At 68.7% G+C, this 14,959-nt stretch carries 11 protein-coding genes and 1 CRISPR repeat array; of the genes, 10 read left to right on the plus strand and 1 reads right to left on the minus strand.

The features are described 5' to 3' along the window. The first annotated feature begins 242 nt into the window (after positions 1–242). The 10 genes from K8V84_RS05800 (at position 243) to K8V84_RS05845 (ending at position 12,525) form a co-directional block, all read left to right on the plus strand. Positions 243–1,364, plus strand: a complete 1,122-nt coding sequence (locus K8V84_RS05800) for a DUF917 domain-containing protein (protein WP_304071406.1) — start codon at positions 243–245, stop codon at positions 1,362–1,364. Positions 1,365–1,375: 11 nt separating this feature from the next. After that, the gene (locus tag K8V84_RS05805; RefSeq protein WP_304071407.1) at positions 1,376–2,986 is read left to right on the plus strand and encodes a hydantoinase/oxoprolinase family protein; all 1,611 of its coding nucleotides are present in this window, start codon (positions 1,376–1,378) and stop codon (positions 2,984–2,986) included. A gap of 81 nt (positions 2,987–3,067) precedes the next feature. Then, positions 3,068–4,657: an ABC transporter substrate-binding protein gene (locus K8V84_RS05810; protein WP_304071408.1), complete on the plus strand. Its 1,590-nt coding sequence runs from the start codon at positions 3,068–3,070 to the stop codon at positions 4,655–4,657. Between the two features lie 5 nt (positions 4,658–4,662). Further along, positions 4,663–5,679, plus strand: a complete 1,017-nt coding sequence (locus K8V84_RS05815; protein WP_304071410.1) for an ABC transporter permease — start codon at positions 4,663–4,665, stop codon at positions 5,677–5,679. Positions 5,680–5,683: 4 nt separating this feature from the next. Then, the gene (locus tag K8V84_RS05820) at positions 5,684–7,516 is read left to right on the plus strand and encodes a dipeptide/oligopeptide/nickel ABC transporter permease/ATP-binding protein (RefSeq protein WP_304071413.1); all 1,833 of its coding nucleotides are present in this window, start codon (positions 5,684–5,686) and stop codon (positions 7,514–7,516) included. Beyond that, on the plus strand, positions 7,513–8,295 hold the full coding sequence (locus K8V84_RS05825) for an ABC transporter ATP-binding protein (RefSeq protein WP_304071415.1): 783 nt from the start codon (positions 7,513–7,515) through the stop codon (positions 8,293–8,295). Before K8V84_RS05820 ends, K8V84_RS05825 begins: the two co-directional genes overlap by 4 nt. Beyond that, on the plus strand, positions 8,292–9,593 hold the full coding sequence (locus K8V84_RS05830) for a M20 family metallopeptidase (RefSeq protein WP_304071418.1): 1,302 nt from the start codon (positions 8,292–8,294) through the stop codon (positions 9,591–9,593). The genes K8V84_RS05825 and K8V84_RS05830 overlap by 4 nt, the downstream gene beginning before the upstream one ends. Continuing rightward, positions 9,590–10,270: an FMN-binding negative transcriptional regulator gene (locus tag K8V84_RS05835; RefSeq protein ID WP_304071420.1), complete on the plus strand. Its 681-nt coding sequence runs from the start codon at positions 9,590–9,592 to the stop codon at positions 10,268–10,270. Before K8V84_RS05830 ends, K8V84_RS05835 begins: the two co-directional genes overlap by 4 nt. A 14-nt stretch (positions 10,271–10,284) precedes the next feature. Then, on the plus strand, positions 10,285–11,787 hold the full coding sequence (locus tag K8V84_RS05840) for an amidohydrolase (RefSeq protein ID WP_304071421.1): 1,503 nt from the start codon (positions 10,285–10,287) through the stop codon (positions 11,785–11,787). 360 nt (positions 11,788–12,147) lie between these two features. Then, entirely contained in the window at positions 12,148–12,525 is a 378-nt protein-coding gene (locus tag K8V84_RS05845) for a DUF2255 family protein (RefSeq protein WP_304071424.1), read from the plus strand. A gap of 290 nt (positions 12,526–12,815) precedes the next feature. On the opposite strand, the gene K8V84_RS05850 is transcribed toward K8V84_RS05845, so the two are convergent. Continuing rightward, on the minus strand, positions 12,816–13,700 hold the full coding sequence (locus tag K8V84_RS05850; RefSeq protein ID WP_304071427.1) for an aldo/keto reductase: 885 nt from the start codon (positions 13,698–13,700) through the stop codon (positions 12,816–12,818). Positions 13,701–14,692: 992 nt separating this feature from the next. After that, a CRISPR array of direct repeats spans positions 14,693–14,958; the repeat unit is 27 nt; unit sequence CCTGCTCCCCGCGCACGCGGGGATGGA. Position 14,959: the final 1 nt, after the last annotated feature.

Raw genomic sequence — 14,959 nt, forward strand, 5'->3', positions numbered from 1 at the left:
GGCTCGGGCACGTCGGCGATGACCAGGGTCCCGGCCGGGAGGGAGTCGATGGAACCGATGTCGGCGATCTCCACACGGGAGATCCTGCGCCCCCTCTGTGGTCCCGCCACCGGGCGGATACCCATCCTGGCGGATTGTCGAAGGAGGTGCTCAACGCCGATGTGTGCCATCAGCCCAAATTACTCAACTTTCCTGTGCCATCACAACATTGTCTTTGAGTGGAGTCTGTCTAGGCTCCGAATATGACAAGAAACATAACCTCCGACGATGTCGCGGCCCTGGCGGCCGGGGCCGCCATCTTCGGAACCGGCGGCGGCGGAGCCGTCACCACCTCGCAGTTCGGTGTCGCGGACGCGCTGAGGAAACACGGTCCCGTGCGGCTTCGCGCGGTCGAGGAACTGACCGACGACGACATGGTCATCGTGATGGCCGGCATCGGGGCCCCGACCGTGGGGATCGAGATGCTCCCCTCCGCGGAGCAGCCCGAGACCCTTCTTCGGGAGGCCGAGCGGGTCGCGGGTCGGAAGATCACCGCGGTGATGGCCACGGAGATCGGCGGCACCAACGGTGTGGGCCCGGTCGGCTGGGCGGCTCAGCTGGGACTCGACGTCCTCGACGCCGACGGCATGGGTCGGGCGTTCCCCGAGGCCACGATGGTGGCCATGAACGTGGCGGGCGTGCCACGCGACACCACGGTCCTGTCGGACGTGGTCGGAAACGTCATCGTGATGCGGACCATCGACGCCACATGGTTGGAGCGCCACGTCCGGGCCTTCTCCGTCGCCGGTGGTTCCCTGTGCCTGGGCGCCTCGCTGCTCGACGGCAAGGACGTTCCCGGAGCGGTCATCGAGGGGACGGTCAGCCGGGCCATCGAGGTCGGCCACGCCATGCTCCACGCGGAGGATCCGGTTCACGCGCTCGCCGAGACCCTGCGGGCCGACGTGCTGATCAACGGCAAGATCATCGACGTCTCACGCCGCACCGAAGGGGGATTCGTCCGCGGCTCGGTGACGATCTCCGGTACCGGGGCGGAGCGGGACCGGTTGCTCAGGGTGGAGTTGCAGAACGAGAACCTGGTCGTGCTGGAAGACGGAGAGATCCTGGTCAGCGTACCCGACCTGGTCACGCTGGTGGACAGCGAGACCGGCCACGCGATCTCCACCGAACTCCTGCGCTTCGGCCAGCGGGTGTCGGTGCTGGCCTGGGCCTGCGGCCCCCTTTGGCGCACCGAACGTGGACTCGACATCGCCGGCCCCCGGGCCTTCGGCTACGACATCGACTACGTGCCGTTCGACGCGGGCCACCACCCCCGGCCCTCGACGGAACGGGGCAAGGAACCGAGCACAGCAGGAGCGAACACGTGAAGGTCGATCTCGTGAGCACCGAACCCCGTTCCCCCGACCACGGCGACCTGTCGCTCGGAGTCGACGTCGGCGGTACCAACACGGACGCCGTCGTCCTGGACGCGTCCAACAAGGTGATCGCCCACACCAAGCAGCCGACCACCGATGACGTGACCGGCGGCATCCGCGCCGCGATCGCCGCCGTCCTGGAGACCCTGGGGGATCGACGCGGCGAGGTCGCCCGCGTCATGATGGGCACCACCCACGCCACCAACGCCATCGTGGGCCGCCGAGGTCTGGGCCGTGTGGCCGTCATCCGCCTCGGCGCACCGGCCGCCACGGGCTTTCCGCCCCTGACCGGTTGGCCGGAGGACCTGCGGGACAGGGTCCTGGCCGGCTCGGCCGTACTGCCCGGCGGCCACATGGTGGACGGGATGCCCATCTCGCCGTTGGACCCCGAAGCCGTCAGGGACTTCCTGTCCGGTCTCGAACAACCGGTCGACGCCGTCGCCGTGTGCGGCATCTTCAGCCCGTCCTTCCCGGAACAGGAGGCGCAGGTCGCGGAGATCGTCCGTGAACACCTGGGCCAGGACACCCCCGTCTCGCTCAGCCAGGACATCGGCGCCATCGGCCTGCTCGAACGTGAGAACGCCACCGTCCTCAACGCGGCGCTGTACGGAATCGCCCGGGGGGTGGCCGACGCCCTGCTGACGGTGGTGGAGGAGCAGGAACTCTCCGAGGCGGCCGTGTACTTCGCGCAGAACGACGGCACCCTCATGGCCCTGGACTTCGCGGCGCGTTTCCCGGTGTTGACCATCGGTTCCGGCCCGGCGAACTCCATCCGGGGAGCCGCCTTCCTCTCCGGGGCGGAGAACGCCATCGTCATCGACGTCGGCGGAACCACCAGTGACCTGGGCGTGGTCGTGGGCGGGTTCCCCCGCGAGTCGACCCTGCCCCGCGAGATCGGGGGAGTGCGGACCAACTTCCGCATGCCGGACGTGCTCAGCATCGGAGTCGGCGGCGGTACCCACGTCGATCCCGAAACGGGGCGCATCGGACCGGGCTCCGTCGGCCACCGGCTGAAGACCGCCGCGCTCACCTTCGGCGGGGAGACCGCCACCCTCACGGACGCGGTCGTACACGCCGGACAGCCCGAAGCGGTCTCCGACGAGTGGAGCCTCAGCGTCCCCCGGGACGTGGGCCGCGCACTGGAGGCGGCGTTGGGCCGAGCCCACGAGTGGCTCCAGGAGTCCGTGGAACGGCTCTCGCACGGAAAGCTCGACATGCCCCTGGTGGTCGTCGGCGGCGGCGCGTTCCTGGTCCCGGGCGAACTCCCCGGAGCCGGAACCGTCCTGCGTCCCGAACACGGGGACGTGGCCAACGCGGTCGGGGCCGCCATGTCCCTGGTGGGCGGCCGGGCACAGGAGATCGGGACCTACGAGGACCGCGACGAAGCGGTCGCCAAGGCCTCGCGCGCAGCCGTCGAACGCGCCATCGAAGCGGGCGCGGACCCGCTGAAGGTGGAGGTCATCGACATCCTCGAAACCCCCATCTCCTACAGCGCCCAACAGACCATTCGAGTCTCGGTCAAGGCCGCGGGCCCGTTGACCCGGCTGGGAACCAAAAGCCCGACACCGGCCTGAACTCCCAGGAAGACGCCCGCTCGCACTCACCCGTCTCGTCGGAACAGCGCCTCTGGAAATCTTGAAGAGAAAGTGCCGATCATGCGTACCAGAAAGACCATCCGAGCCACCGCGCTGTTGAGCGCCGGAGCTCTCTGTCTCACCGCCTGCGGAGGAACCGGGGGCGGTGAGGGAAGCCCGGAGCTCGTCTCCGGAGGGATCTTCACCGCCGCGGTGACCGGGGAGGTGAACGACACCATCCCCATGACCGGAAGCCAACCCCAGGAACGCCAGGTCATCACCTACGCCTACGAGTCCATGATCCACATCGGGGAGGACGGCGAACTCGAGCCCTGGCTGGCCGAGTCGTGGGAGGAGAGCGAGGACGGAAGCTCGATCACCCTGGAGCTGAAGCCGGGGGTCACCTGTCACGACGGCACGGACTTCGACGCCGAGGTGGCCGCCGCGAACCTCCGGTACCACGCGAACCCGGACAACACCTCCGTCCACACCGACTCGCTCGTCCCGGCGGGCCTGGAGGCCGAGGGCGACGGACTCGCCCTGGAGGTCACCGCCCCGAATTCCGACCCCTTCCTCCTGAGCAAGGTCGGAACCGTGGAGATGGTGTGCACGGCGGGGCTCGAGGACCCCGACAGCCTCCAGGGAGTCTCCAACGGAACCGGTCTCTACGAACTCACCGAGGCGCTTCCCGACCGTTTCGTCTACACCACGCGGCAGGACTACGACTGGGGACCCGGCGGGCTGACCTCGGAGACCGAGGGCGTCCCCGACGGGCTGGAGGTCCAGGTCATCACCGACGAGTCCACCCGGACCAACCTCCTGCTCTCCGGAGAGCTCAACGCGGCACGGATCACCGGTGCCGACCGCGCCCGCGTCGAGGCCGCGGGATACGACTACACGGGGGTCGTCAACCCCATCGGCCAGATGCTCTTCAACGAGCGGGACGACCGGCCCACCCACGACCCGCTGGTCCGCGAGGCGCTGGTGACCGGTATCGACCACGAGGAGGCGGCCGAGGTGGTCAGCGGTGGTCACCCGGTCGAACTCGAATCCCTGATCACCGAGTCCCCCTTCCTCTGCGTCCCCGAGAACGGCCCGCTCTGGGACGTCCCCGGGTTCGACCCCGACCGCGCCGGTGAGCTGCTCGACGAGGCGGGCTGGGAACTCGGCGACGACGGACTGCGTCACCGCGACGGCGAGCCCTTGGAGGTCGTCTTCATCTACGACGCCGGGAGCGAGACGCACGCCCCCGCCGCCGAGCTGCTGCGCGAGTACTGGCTGGAGATCGGCGTCGAGACGAACCTGCGGGCCATGGACGGCGCCGCGTGGTCCGAGCACCTCTACGAGACCTTCGACTGGGACACCGGCTGGATCCAGATCTCCTCCGGTGGGCCCACCATCCAGGACGCCTTCTACGGAGGCGCCACCCCCGACGAGGGAGGCCTGAACTTCATGGCCACCGATAGCGCCGAGTACGACGAGATCGCCGAAAAGGCCTTCACCGCCGCTCCGGACGAGGCCTGCGGATACTGGGAGGACGCCGAGAAGGTGCTGGTGGAGAACTTCCACACCTTCCCCGTGACCGGAACGCTGCTGTCCACCTTCATGAACGGCGCGGTGTTCGAGGAGACCTCCTACATCCAGGCGCCCTCCATCCGGATGACCGAGTAGGGCCCATGAGCACCGCACCGAGAACGCATCGGCTCATGGCCCCCGTGACCGCCCTCGCGCGGTTCAACGACCGGCTCTCCCCGCGCGGCTCCTTCGCGATCCGCCGGACCGGACGCCTGGTCGCCTCACTGCTGATCGTCGTGCTGGCGAGCTTCTTCGTGGTGCACCTGGTGCCCGGGGACGCGGTACGCGCGGCCCTGGGACCCACCGCTCCGGTGGGGCTGGTGGAGAACACGAGAGCCGACCTCGGCCTCGACAAGCCCCTCACCCGGCAGTTCACCGACTACGTGGCGGGTTTGTTCCAGGGCGATCTGGGGACCTCCATCCAGTCCCGGCAGGACGTCGCCGACGTGATCACCTCCCGGTTCCCCACGACCATCACCCTGGCCACGCTCGGCTTCGCGGTGGCGATCGTGGGGGCCCTGCCCCTGGGAATGGCGGCCGCGCTCATCGCCCGTTCCACGAAGGGGAGGTCCGCCAACTCGGTCATCTCCGGTGGACTCGGGGTGCTCATCGCCATCCCCGACTTCCTGCTCTCGGCCCTCCTCATCGCCGTTTTCAGCGTGTGGCTGGGGGTCCTTTCGCCCGCGGGCTGGGGTGACCTGCGTTCCTTGGTGCTGCCGGTGCTCGGTCTGTCGCTGGGGCCGATGGCGTACCTGGCCCGCATCGTCCAGGTGGAGATGATCAAGGTCCTGGACTCCACCTACATGACCACCGCGCGGGCCAAACGACTGCCTCAGCGGATCGTGCTCTTTCGGCACGCGCTGCCGAACATCGTCACCGCGACGTTGACCGTGGGAGGCCTGCTGCTCTCCGGGCTCACCGCCGGCACCGTGATCATCGAGACGGTCTTCGCCATCCCCGGTATGGGGACCACACTGATCTCGGCCGTGCAGACCAAGGACTATCCGATGATCCAAGGGGTCGTGCTCGTCTTCGCCCTGATGGTCCTGGGAGTGAACCTCCTGGTGGACCTCATCCTGATCACCGTCGATCCGCGCACTTCGATCTCGGAAGGATGAGCCGATGAAAAGACTTGTCGGTCCGGCCGGCCTGGCCGCGCTCCTGGGAGCCGCCGTCCTTCTACTGATCACCTACGCCGGTCCCGGAATCTGGGGGGAGGCCGCCACGACACGTTCGGTGTCCGACCGGTGGACGCCCGCCGGGGCCGAGTACCTCTTCGGCACCGACGACCTGGGACGCGACATCTTCGCCCGGGTCATGGTGGCCACCCGACTGTCCCTGCTGCTCACCCTGGGAGCCACCGCCATCGGTGTCAGTGGGGGCGTGGTCGTCGGCCTGACCGCGAGCATCCTGCCGAAGTACCCGCGCCGGCTCCTCATCTGGCTCATGGACATGTTGTTGGCCTTCCCCTGGCTGTTGCTGGTCCTGTTCTTCACCGTCATCTGGGGCGCCACCGCAACCGGAGCGATGTTCGCCATCGGCCTGGCCGGGATCCCCAACCTCACCAGGCTCGTCTACAACCTGGCCTCCTCGGTCTCGGGGCAGGACTACGTGCGCGCGGCCCGGGTGGTCGGGGTGGGCCCCTTCGGAATCCTCTTCCGGCACATCCTGCCCAACATCGCCAACCCTTTGCTGGTGCAGGTGTCCGCGTCCGCGAGCGTCACACTGCTCTCCTTCGCGGGACTGTCCTTCCTGGGGCTGGGCGTACAGGCCCCCGCATACGACTGGGGGCGCCTGATCAACGAGGGCATCGGGCACATCTACACCAACCCCATGGCCGCCATCGGCCCCGGCGTCGCCATCGTCTTCGCCGGGCTCGTCTTCACGATGATCGCCGAGGCGCTCGCCGACCACCCCGGGCAGGGGCTGCGCAGCGTGGCGGCGGCCGGCCGGGCGTCCCTGTTCCCCCGCGGGACCGCACGCAGGGTCCGAACCGACGCCGCCGCCCCCTCCGGGGCCGGGGCCGACCCGGGCGATGATGGAGCCGCACTGGCGGAGGTCACCGACCTGAGCGTCTCCTTTCCCGACGGGGAGGGCGGACTCGTCGAACGCGTCCGCGGCGTGAACCTGTCCGTGAGACCCGGCGAGATCGTCGGCATCGTGGGCGAGTCCGGCTCAGGGAAGTCCCTGACCGCCATGGCCCTGGCCGGATTGTCGGACAGCACGGCGATCGTGAGGGCGCGAAGCCGTCGCTTCGACGACATCGACCTGAGCACACCGCTCTCGCGCAAGGAGGGCAAGCGTCTGGGAACGGAACTGGGCATCGTCTTCCAGGATCCGCTGACCTCGCTGAACCCCGCCCTGACCATCGGGCGTCAGCTGACCGAGGTCTCCCGGACCCATCTGGGCATGAGTCGCGAGGAGGCCCGGCAGCGGGCGGAGTCGGGGCTCGACGCCGTCGGGATCGCCGAACCGCGCCGGCGTTTGAAGGACTACCCGCACCAGTTCTCCGGAGGCATGCGCCAACGCGCCATGATCGGCATGGCGCTCACCGCCGGTCCCCGACTGATCATCGCGGACGAACCCACGACCGCCCTGGACGTCACCGTGCAAAAACAGGTGCTCGACGTGTTGCACCGGGCCCAGCGGGCCACCGACACCGCCATCGTCCTCATCTCCCACGACGTCGCCCTGGTCTCGGGGTTCTGTGACCGGGTGGTGGTGATGAAGGACGGCGAGGTGGTCGAGAACCTCGACGCCCGGCGTATCCGCGAGGAGGCCCGGCACCCCTACACCAAAGGGCTCATCGCCTGCCTTCCCGACATGCGTTCCGACCGCACCCGCCCCCTGCCGGTGATCGACGACCGACCGGGCACCGGGGAACAGGACGGTGGGACGCCGAAGGTGGGCGCGGTGTTCGGCGCCGCGAGAGCAAGAGAGGAGAGTCCGCTGTGACGGCTCTCGCGTTGGAGAACCTGAGCATTCGATACGGAACGCGGCCCGTTGTCACGGACGTGTCGCTGAGCCTCGCGCCCGGGCGCACCATCGGACTGGTGGGCGAGTCGGGCTCCGGGAAGTCCTCGATCGCCAACGCCGTCGTGGGCCTGGCCCCGATCAGCGCCGGTGACATCCTGGTCGACGGTGTCGGCGCGGTCGGGCGGGGCAGGCGGGCCCGGGAGGCCCGCCGTGGTGTCCAGCTGATCTTCCAGGACCCGTACTCCGCCCTCGACCCCCGGATGTCCGTCGGCGATTCGATCGCCGAGGCCACCCGGGCCACGGGACGCAGGTGGAGCAGGTCGGAGCGGGACCACCGCGTCCGCGAGCTGCTCGAACGGGTGCACATCCGTCCTGACCGGGCCGATGACCTGCCCGGCGCGTTCTCTGGAGGGCAGCGTCAGCGCATCACCATCGCGCGGGCCCTGGCCGGTGAACCACAGGTGCTGATCGCCGACGAGGTGACCTCGGCGCTGGACGTCTCCGTGCAGGGCACCGTGTTGAACCTGCTGCGCGAACTCCAACAGGACCTGGGGCTTGCGATCCTCTTCATCTCGCACAACCTGGCCGTGGTCCGCTACATGAGCGACGAGATCCACGTCATGTGCGGCGGAGTCGTCGTCGAGTCCGGCCCCACGGAACCGCTGCTGGACGACCCAAAGGACCCTTACACCCGGCAGCTCCTCAGCGCTGTTCCGGTACTGGGCGAACGTATGACCTTCGAGGAGCACGTGAGATGACGACCCATCACCCAGGCCCGGAGAACACCGGTGGCACTGGGACCGCGGTGCCGGAGAACCCCTTCGTCCCCGCCGCCGAGGCGCTCCTGCCCGAGCTGCGTACGTTGCGTCGGCGCCTGCACGCCCGGCCGGAGGTGGGCCTGCGCCTGCCCGAGACACAAAGGGCCGTGCTCCAGGCCCTGGAAGGGCTGGGCCTGGAGATCGTCACGGGAACGTCCCTGAGTTCGGTCGTCGCCGTTCTGCGCGGAGGCGCCGCCGGTGACGCCCAGGGGCCGGTGGTGCTGCTGCGCGGCGACATGGACGCGCTCCCCGTCGAGGAGGCGACGGGTCTGGACTTCGCCTCCACCAACGGGGCGATGCACGCCTGCGGGCACGACCTGCACGTGGCCGGGCTGGTCGGTGCGGCCAAGCTGCTCCACGCACGTCGGGACGAGCTGCCCGGAACGGTGCTCTTCATGTTCCAGCCCGGGGAGGAGGGCTTCGGCGGCGGCCGGATCATGATCGAGGAAGGGGTCCTGGACGCCGCCGGTGAACAGCCGGTCGCGGCCTACGCGATCCACGTGGACGCGAAGACCCCCTACGGGCGCTTCGTCACCAGGAGCGGCCCGATCATGGCGGGGGTCAGCGCCCTGCGCATCCGTTTCGAGGGCACGGGCGGCCACGCGGCCGCCCCCCACCTGGCCGTGGACCCGGTCCCGGTCGCCGCCCAGGCGATCCTGGCGGTCCAGAGCTTCGCCGCGCGCCGTATCCCGGCGAGCGATCCGGCGGTGATCACCATCGGACCCCTCTCCAGCGACTCGAGCGCGGGCAACGTGTTGGCCCGATCGGTGAGCATGGAGGCCAACATGCGCCACTTCTCCGAAGGGACGCTCGCGCTGCTGCGCGACGAACTCCCGGAGTTCCTTCGAGGCCTGGCCCGGGCCCACGGCTGTGAGGCCACGGTCGAGTTCGTTCCGTCCTACCCGGCCACGGTGAACGACCCCCACGAGACCTCGGAGGTCGTCGCCGGGCTGACAAAGGTCCACGGGCCCGAGCGTGTGGTGACGTTGGCCGACCCTGCCATGGCCTCGGAGGACTTCTCCTACGTACTCCAGAGGATTCCCGGAGCGCTGGTCTTTCTCGGAGCACTGCCCGAGGGCACCGAACCGGAGGGCGCAGCACCGATGCACTCGGAGGGCGCGCGGTTCGACGACGGGGTGCTCGGGCTGCAGGCCGCCACCCTCGCCGACCTGGCGTGGCGCAGACTCGAAAAGGCCGCGGCACCGAACCCGGTGAGCGGGGACGGAGTGAACCGATGAGGGAGAACCGCCACTACGCGCTCGAGGACACGGACACGATCAAGGACCTCATCCGGGAGAACCCCTGGTGCACCTTCGTGTCCTCGGTACCCGGCCACGGGCTCGTGGCCTCGCACTACCCGGTGCTGTTGGACGAGGAGGCCGAGGGCATCGTCCTGCTCAGCCACGTGGGTCGGCCCGACGAGACCAAGCACCGGCTCGGAGACCACGAGATGCTCGCCATCGTCCAGGGCCCGCACGGGTACATCTCGCCGTCCTGGTACGGTCACCGCCCCAACGTCCCCACCTGGAACTTCGCCGTCGCCCATCTGCGTGGAGTCCCGGAGATCCTCGGCGATGAGGAGAACCTGCGGGTACTGGACCGTCTCGTCGCCCATTTCGAGCGGGTCCTGCCGGATCCGCACCTGTTGCACGCCACCGCCGAGAACAGCGAGTACGCGCACCGGATCGTCACCGGCACGGCGGGGTTCCGCCTGCGGGTGGACCACGTCGAAGCGAAGGAGAAGATGAACCAGGACAAGTCCGAGGAAACCATCGACAGGATCATCGGCCACCTGGGCGAGCCGGGGCCCTACAACAACCCGGCGCTGGCCGCGCGGATGGCACGGGTCAACGGTGTGGCGCCGGCTCAGGGGCGGCCCGTGGACACGCTCGACAACGCGGTGACTCAAGGTTGACGAAGGGCGCGAACATGACACCAGACGAACACACGACGTTGATCAACGCGTCCGTTCCCGGGCGCGAGGGCACTTATGACATCCGGCTGAGCCACGGTGAGATCGAAGCGGTCGTCCCAACGTCGGCCGGTGCCCGTCACGGCACGCGGGTCACCGATGTGGACGGGCGTTTCGTGATGCCCGGGATGTGGGACCACCATGTGCACTTCGCGCAGTGGACGGTCCAACGCCGACGTCTCGACCTGTCCGGAACGGCCAGTGCGGCCCAGTGCCTCGAACGTGTTCGGCGGGCGGTCGCGACGGCTCGCGCCTCGAACCCGGCGGACCCCTCTCCCATCGTCGGCTACGGGTTCCAGGACGGCGCGTGGCCGGACCGTCCCTCGTCGGAGGCGTTGGACGAGGTCGCACCCGAGATCCCCGTCGTGCTGGTCAGCAAGGATCTGCACTGTGCCTGGATGAACACCGCCGCCGCACGGATGCTCACGCTGGTCCCGGAGGAGACGACCGGTCTGGTCCGGGAGGGTGAGTGGTTCGGAGCCCTGGACCGGCTCCAGTCCCCGGCCGACCTGTCCACCGACGACTACCGTGAGGCCGCACGGGCCGCCGCGCGCCGCGGCGTGGTCGGGATCGTCGAGTTCGAGAACACCGACAACCTCAAGCTCTGGCCCGAACGGGTGGAGCAGGGCGTCGACTCACTGCGGGTGGAGGTGTCCGTCTGGCCCCAAAGGCTCGAGGGTGCGATCGCCAAGGGCGTGAGGACCGGAGACCCCCTCGACCCCCGAGGGCTCATCACCATGGGCCCGCTCAAGGTCGTGGTCGACGGTTCCCTGAACACCCGCACCGCGTGGTGCTGGGACCCGTATCCCGAGATGGACCGTGCCCACCCCCACGCCTGCGGGATGGAGACCGTTCCGCTGGACACCCTGCGGGAACTGATGGCCAGGGCGAAGGAGGCGGGTATCGCCGCGGCGATCCACGCCATCGGCGACCGCGCGAACACGGGGGTGTTGGACGCCTTCGAGGAGCTCGGAATGACCGGGGCCATCGAACACGCCCAGCTGGTCCGTGAGGAGGACTTCGCTCGTTTCGGTGAGCTGGGTCTGACCGCGAGCGTGCAGCCCGAACACGCCATGGACGACAGGGACGTGGCCGAACTGCACTGGCCCGGCCGCACCGGGCGCGCCTTCGCCCTTGTGTCGTTGCAGCGTGCGGGCGCGACGCTCCGGTTGGGGTCCGACGCTCCCGTTTCTCCGCTGGACCCCTGGATCGCGATCTCCGCCGCCGTCTCGCGCAGCCGCGAGGGTCGGCGGCCGTGGCATCCGGAGCAGCGGATCGGCGTCGAGTCGGCTCTGGCCGCCGGCACCAGAGGGCGCGTCGGTGTCGTGACGGGCGAACCCGCGGACCTCGTGGTGGTGGAGCGGGATCCGCTGTCGTGCCCTGCGGAGGAGTTGCGGACGATGCCGGTGGCCGCGACCCTGCTGGGAGGCAGGTTCACCTGGTCGACGTTGACGCATTGACGCTCGGCGGCTTCCGACCCCGGTCGGCTCCGGGGGAGTGAACTTCGTGGGCCCTGCGCGGCGCACACCTTCGCGGCGTAGGGCCTCCCGGGTCGTTCCTGAGCGCCTCCGGGCGCGAGAACGCGAGACGGGCCCAGGAAGGGGATGCCCGGCGTTCACCCCCGTCGACGCCCCGGCACCCATCTCACGCCGAAGATGAGGAGCACGGTGTCGACTCGGTCGGCTCCCGAGGTCCGGCCCACCTTCCCAACGAATGCCGATGCCTCTACCAGGTTGGGCAAAGGACCGTGTCCGGCAGGGATTCCCCGGAAACGAGCGGGAAGAGTTCCGAGTCGAGTCGCGGATCGAGGGAGGCCATGGATGAGTGGGTGGACCGAGAACCAGCTCGACAGGATCGGTGACGCGGGGGAACTGCGGATCACCTCCCGGGGCGATGACGGTCGGCTGAGACGTTCCCGGGTCATCTGGGTGGTGCGTGAGGGCGACGAGCTCTACGTCCGGTCCGTCAACGGACCCGGATCCTCTTGGTACCGGGGCACCCGTGACCACCTCACGGGACACGTCAGCGCGGGCGGCGTCGACGCCGATGTGGTCTTCGAGGACGCCGATGAGTCCCTGGACGACCGGATCGATGCCGCCTACCGGGCCAAGTACGGGGCGGGCTCCACCGCGGTCGAGCGGATCACGAGTACCGGTGCCCGTTCCACCACGATGAGGTTGGTGCCGGACTCGGGCTGAGCGTTCGGTGAGCGTCACAGGGCTCGGCCGCGCTCATGGGAGCGCAAGCCTGTGGGCCCTGTTCCGGGTATCCGACACGAGTGTCATCGACGGAGGCGTGCCCTGCTCGGTCTCGTGTCCGTCGTCCTGTGGGGCGTGGCGATCCTGCTTTGTGCCGCTCTGGCGGGCCGGACCCGTGTGCCCGCCTCGCGGGCATCGCCGTGATGAGCACCTTGCCGGTCATCGCCACCGGTTCCGACGACATCCTCGATCGGGACGTCGGTATCGCCCCGACCGTCCGGTCGCCCTCCTCAAGCCTCCGGGATGTCGGCTCCGAAGTTCTCCAGGGTGACGTCCTCGGGCTCCGGTCCGCCGCGTACACCGGTGTCGAGTGCGTCGATGGCGGCGAGTTGGTCGTCGGTGAGGTCGAAGGCGAAGACGTCGATGTTCTCCGCGATCCTCGACGGTGTCACCGATTTGGGGATCACCTGCCGGTTCTGTTGAAGGTGCCAGCGCAGCATCACCTGGGCGGGTGTCCTGCCGTGCGCCCGGGCGATCTCACCGATGACCGGGTCCTGGAGTGTGGAGCCCGTGCTCCCGTCACGGTAGAAGGTGATGCCGCCGATGGGGGACCAGGCCTGGTTGAGGATCCCGTGCTCGGTGTCGAAGGCGAGCAGTTCGGACTGGCGGAAGTACGGGTGCACCTCGATCTGGTTCACCGCGGGCACGACCTCGGTCCGGGCCATGAGTCGCCTCAGGTGGTCGGGCATGAAGTTGCTGACCCCGATCGCCCGCACCCTGCCGTCGGCCAACAGCGTCTCCAGAGCCTTGTAGGCCTCGACGGTGCGGTCGAACTCGCCGGGCAGGGCCTGGTGGAGGATCAGCAGATCGATCCGGTCGACTCCGAGCTTGCCGGCGCTCTTGTCGAAGGCGTGCAGTGTCTCGTCGTACCCGTAGTCACTGATCCAGATCTTGGTCTCGATGAAGACCTCCGAGCGGTCGTGGCCGGAGCGGCGTATCGCCTCGCCGACCTCCCGCTCGTTGCCGTAGGCGGCCGCGGTGTCGATGTGGCGGTAGCCGATGGCCAGGGCCGTCTCGACGGCGGGGACGGTCTGCTCGGGCGGTGTCTGGTAAACACCGAATCCCAGAGCCGGGAGCTCGACGTCGTTGTTCAGGGACAGGCTCGGAACGCTCATGACTCTCACACTAGGCCGACGCAATGTCGGGAGGGAGGCACCGCCGTACCGTGTTGTCGGATCCCTTGCCGGATCCGGAACTCGGTGTCGCGATACCTTCGGCGAGTCACGCCGGGGTTGAGGAGGACGGTGTGTGGTCGAGGAGAGGCCCGGTCCTGTACCACGGGACCCGGGGAAGGCGCGTACATCCGCTGCTGAGGCCGTGGGCCATCGGTAGGCGCCCCGTGGGCCGCCAGCGAGCAGGCCGAGCCACCCGCTCCAGGGTGGTTCGGCCCCATCGGTGCGGAACCCGTGTGTGGGCGAAGTCGAAGTGTTCGTCGTCTTCGAGTCGCGCCATGACGCTGACGAGTGGAGCGTCACCCACAGTCGGTCGACTCGGTCCCATCCGTCCGCCGAGTTCGCTCACGCTCAGTCCGGGGTTCTCCAGGAGTGAGGCCAACGCGGCGAGTGTCTAGGACGTTCGATGGATGATCTTGTCGACAACGTGCGTGAGTGGTCCGATGGTGATGATGATTTTCGGCACGTCCTCTTTCGTCCGATGCAGGCGCAGGGTGAGGTCTCGCTCCGTTCTGTTTCCGTCCGACTCATTGGCCAGGTGCTGGTCGAGTCGACGCTTCAACCTCTCGTGGTCGAACCCAAAGACGAAGACCTCGGCGAACAGATCGATGAACCCGCGGAAGTTTCTGGGGCCGCCGCAATTCGTTGCAGGCCGAGATCCTGTCGGCTCTGGAGCCGAACTTCGATCGGTAAGGTTCGCGTGTCCATCGCCGGATCGTGCGAGTACGCTTCAAGCGTGCGAGAGCTCCCATGTCTGGTTGCACCGCCATCGTCGAACGGGTGATGGAGGTGTTCCCTCTGGCCTCTCGTTGGTCGCAGGATGCTGGCCTGAATGGCCTGTTTGTCAGCTTTGTCGGGGAAAGGGGATCTGTGTCCAATTCTCAACTAGTTGCAGATTCGAGTATGTTCCCCGGGTAAAGCCGCAGGTCAACGAGACTGCTCCCCGCGCACGCGGGGATGGACCCGTCCAACTGCGCACAAGCTGGTTCGGGCTGACCTGCTCCCCGCGCACGCGGGGATGGACCCCGCGCCCCCGTCGTATTCGGGGTGCTCATGCCCTGCTCCCCGCGCACGCGGGGATGGACCCCCGCTCCGCGTCGCCCCGTGGACACTCCTGCTCCCCGCGCACGCGGGGATGGACCCAAAAAGTTCGCCTAATTCTGGGTAGGCGAACCCTGCTCCCCGCGCACGCGGGGATGGAC

Source organism: Nocardiopsis listeri (assembly GCF_020741345.1).
Taxonomy (GTDB): domain Bacteria; phylum Actinomycetota; class Actinomycetes; order Streptosporangiales; family Streptosporangiaceae; genus Nocardiopsis; species Nocardiopsis listeri_A.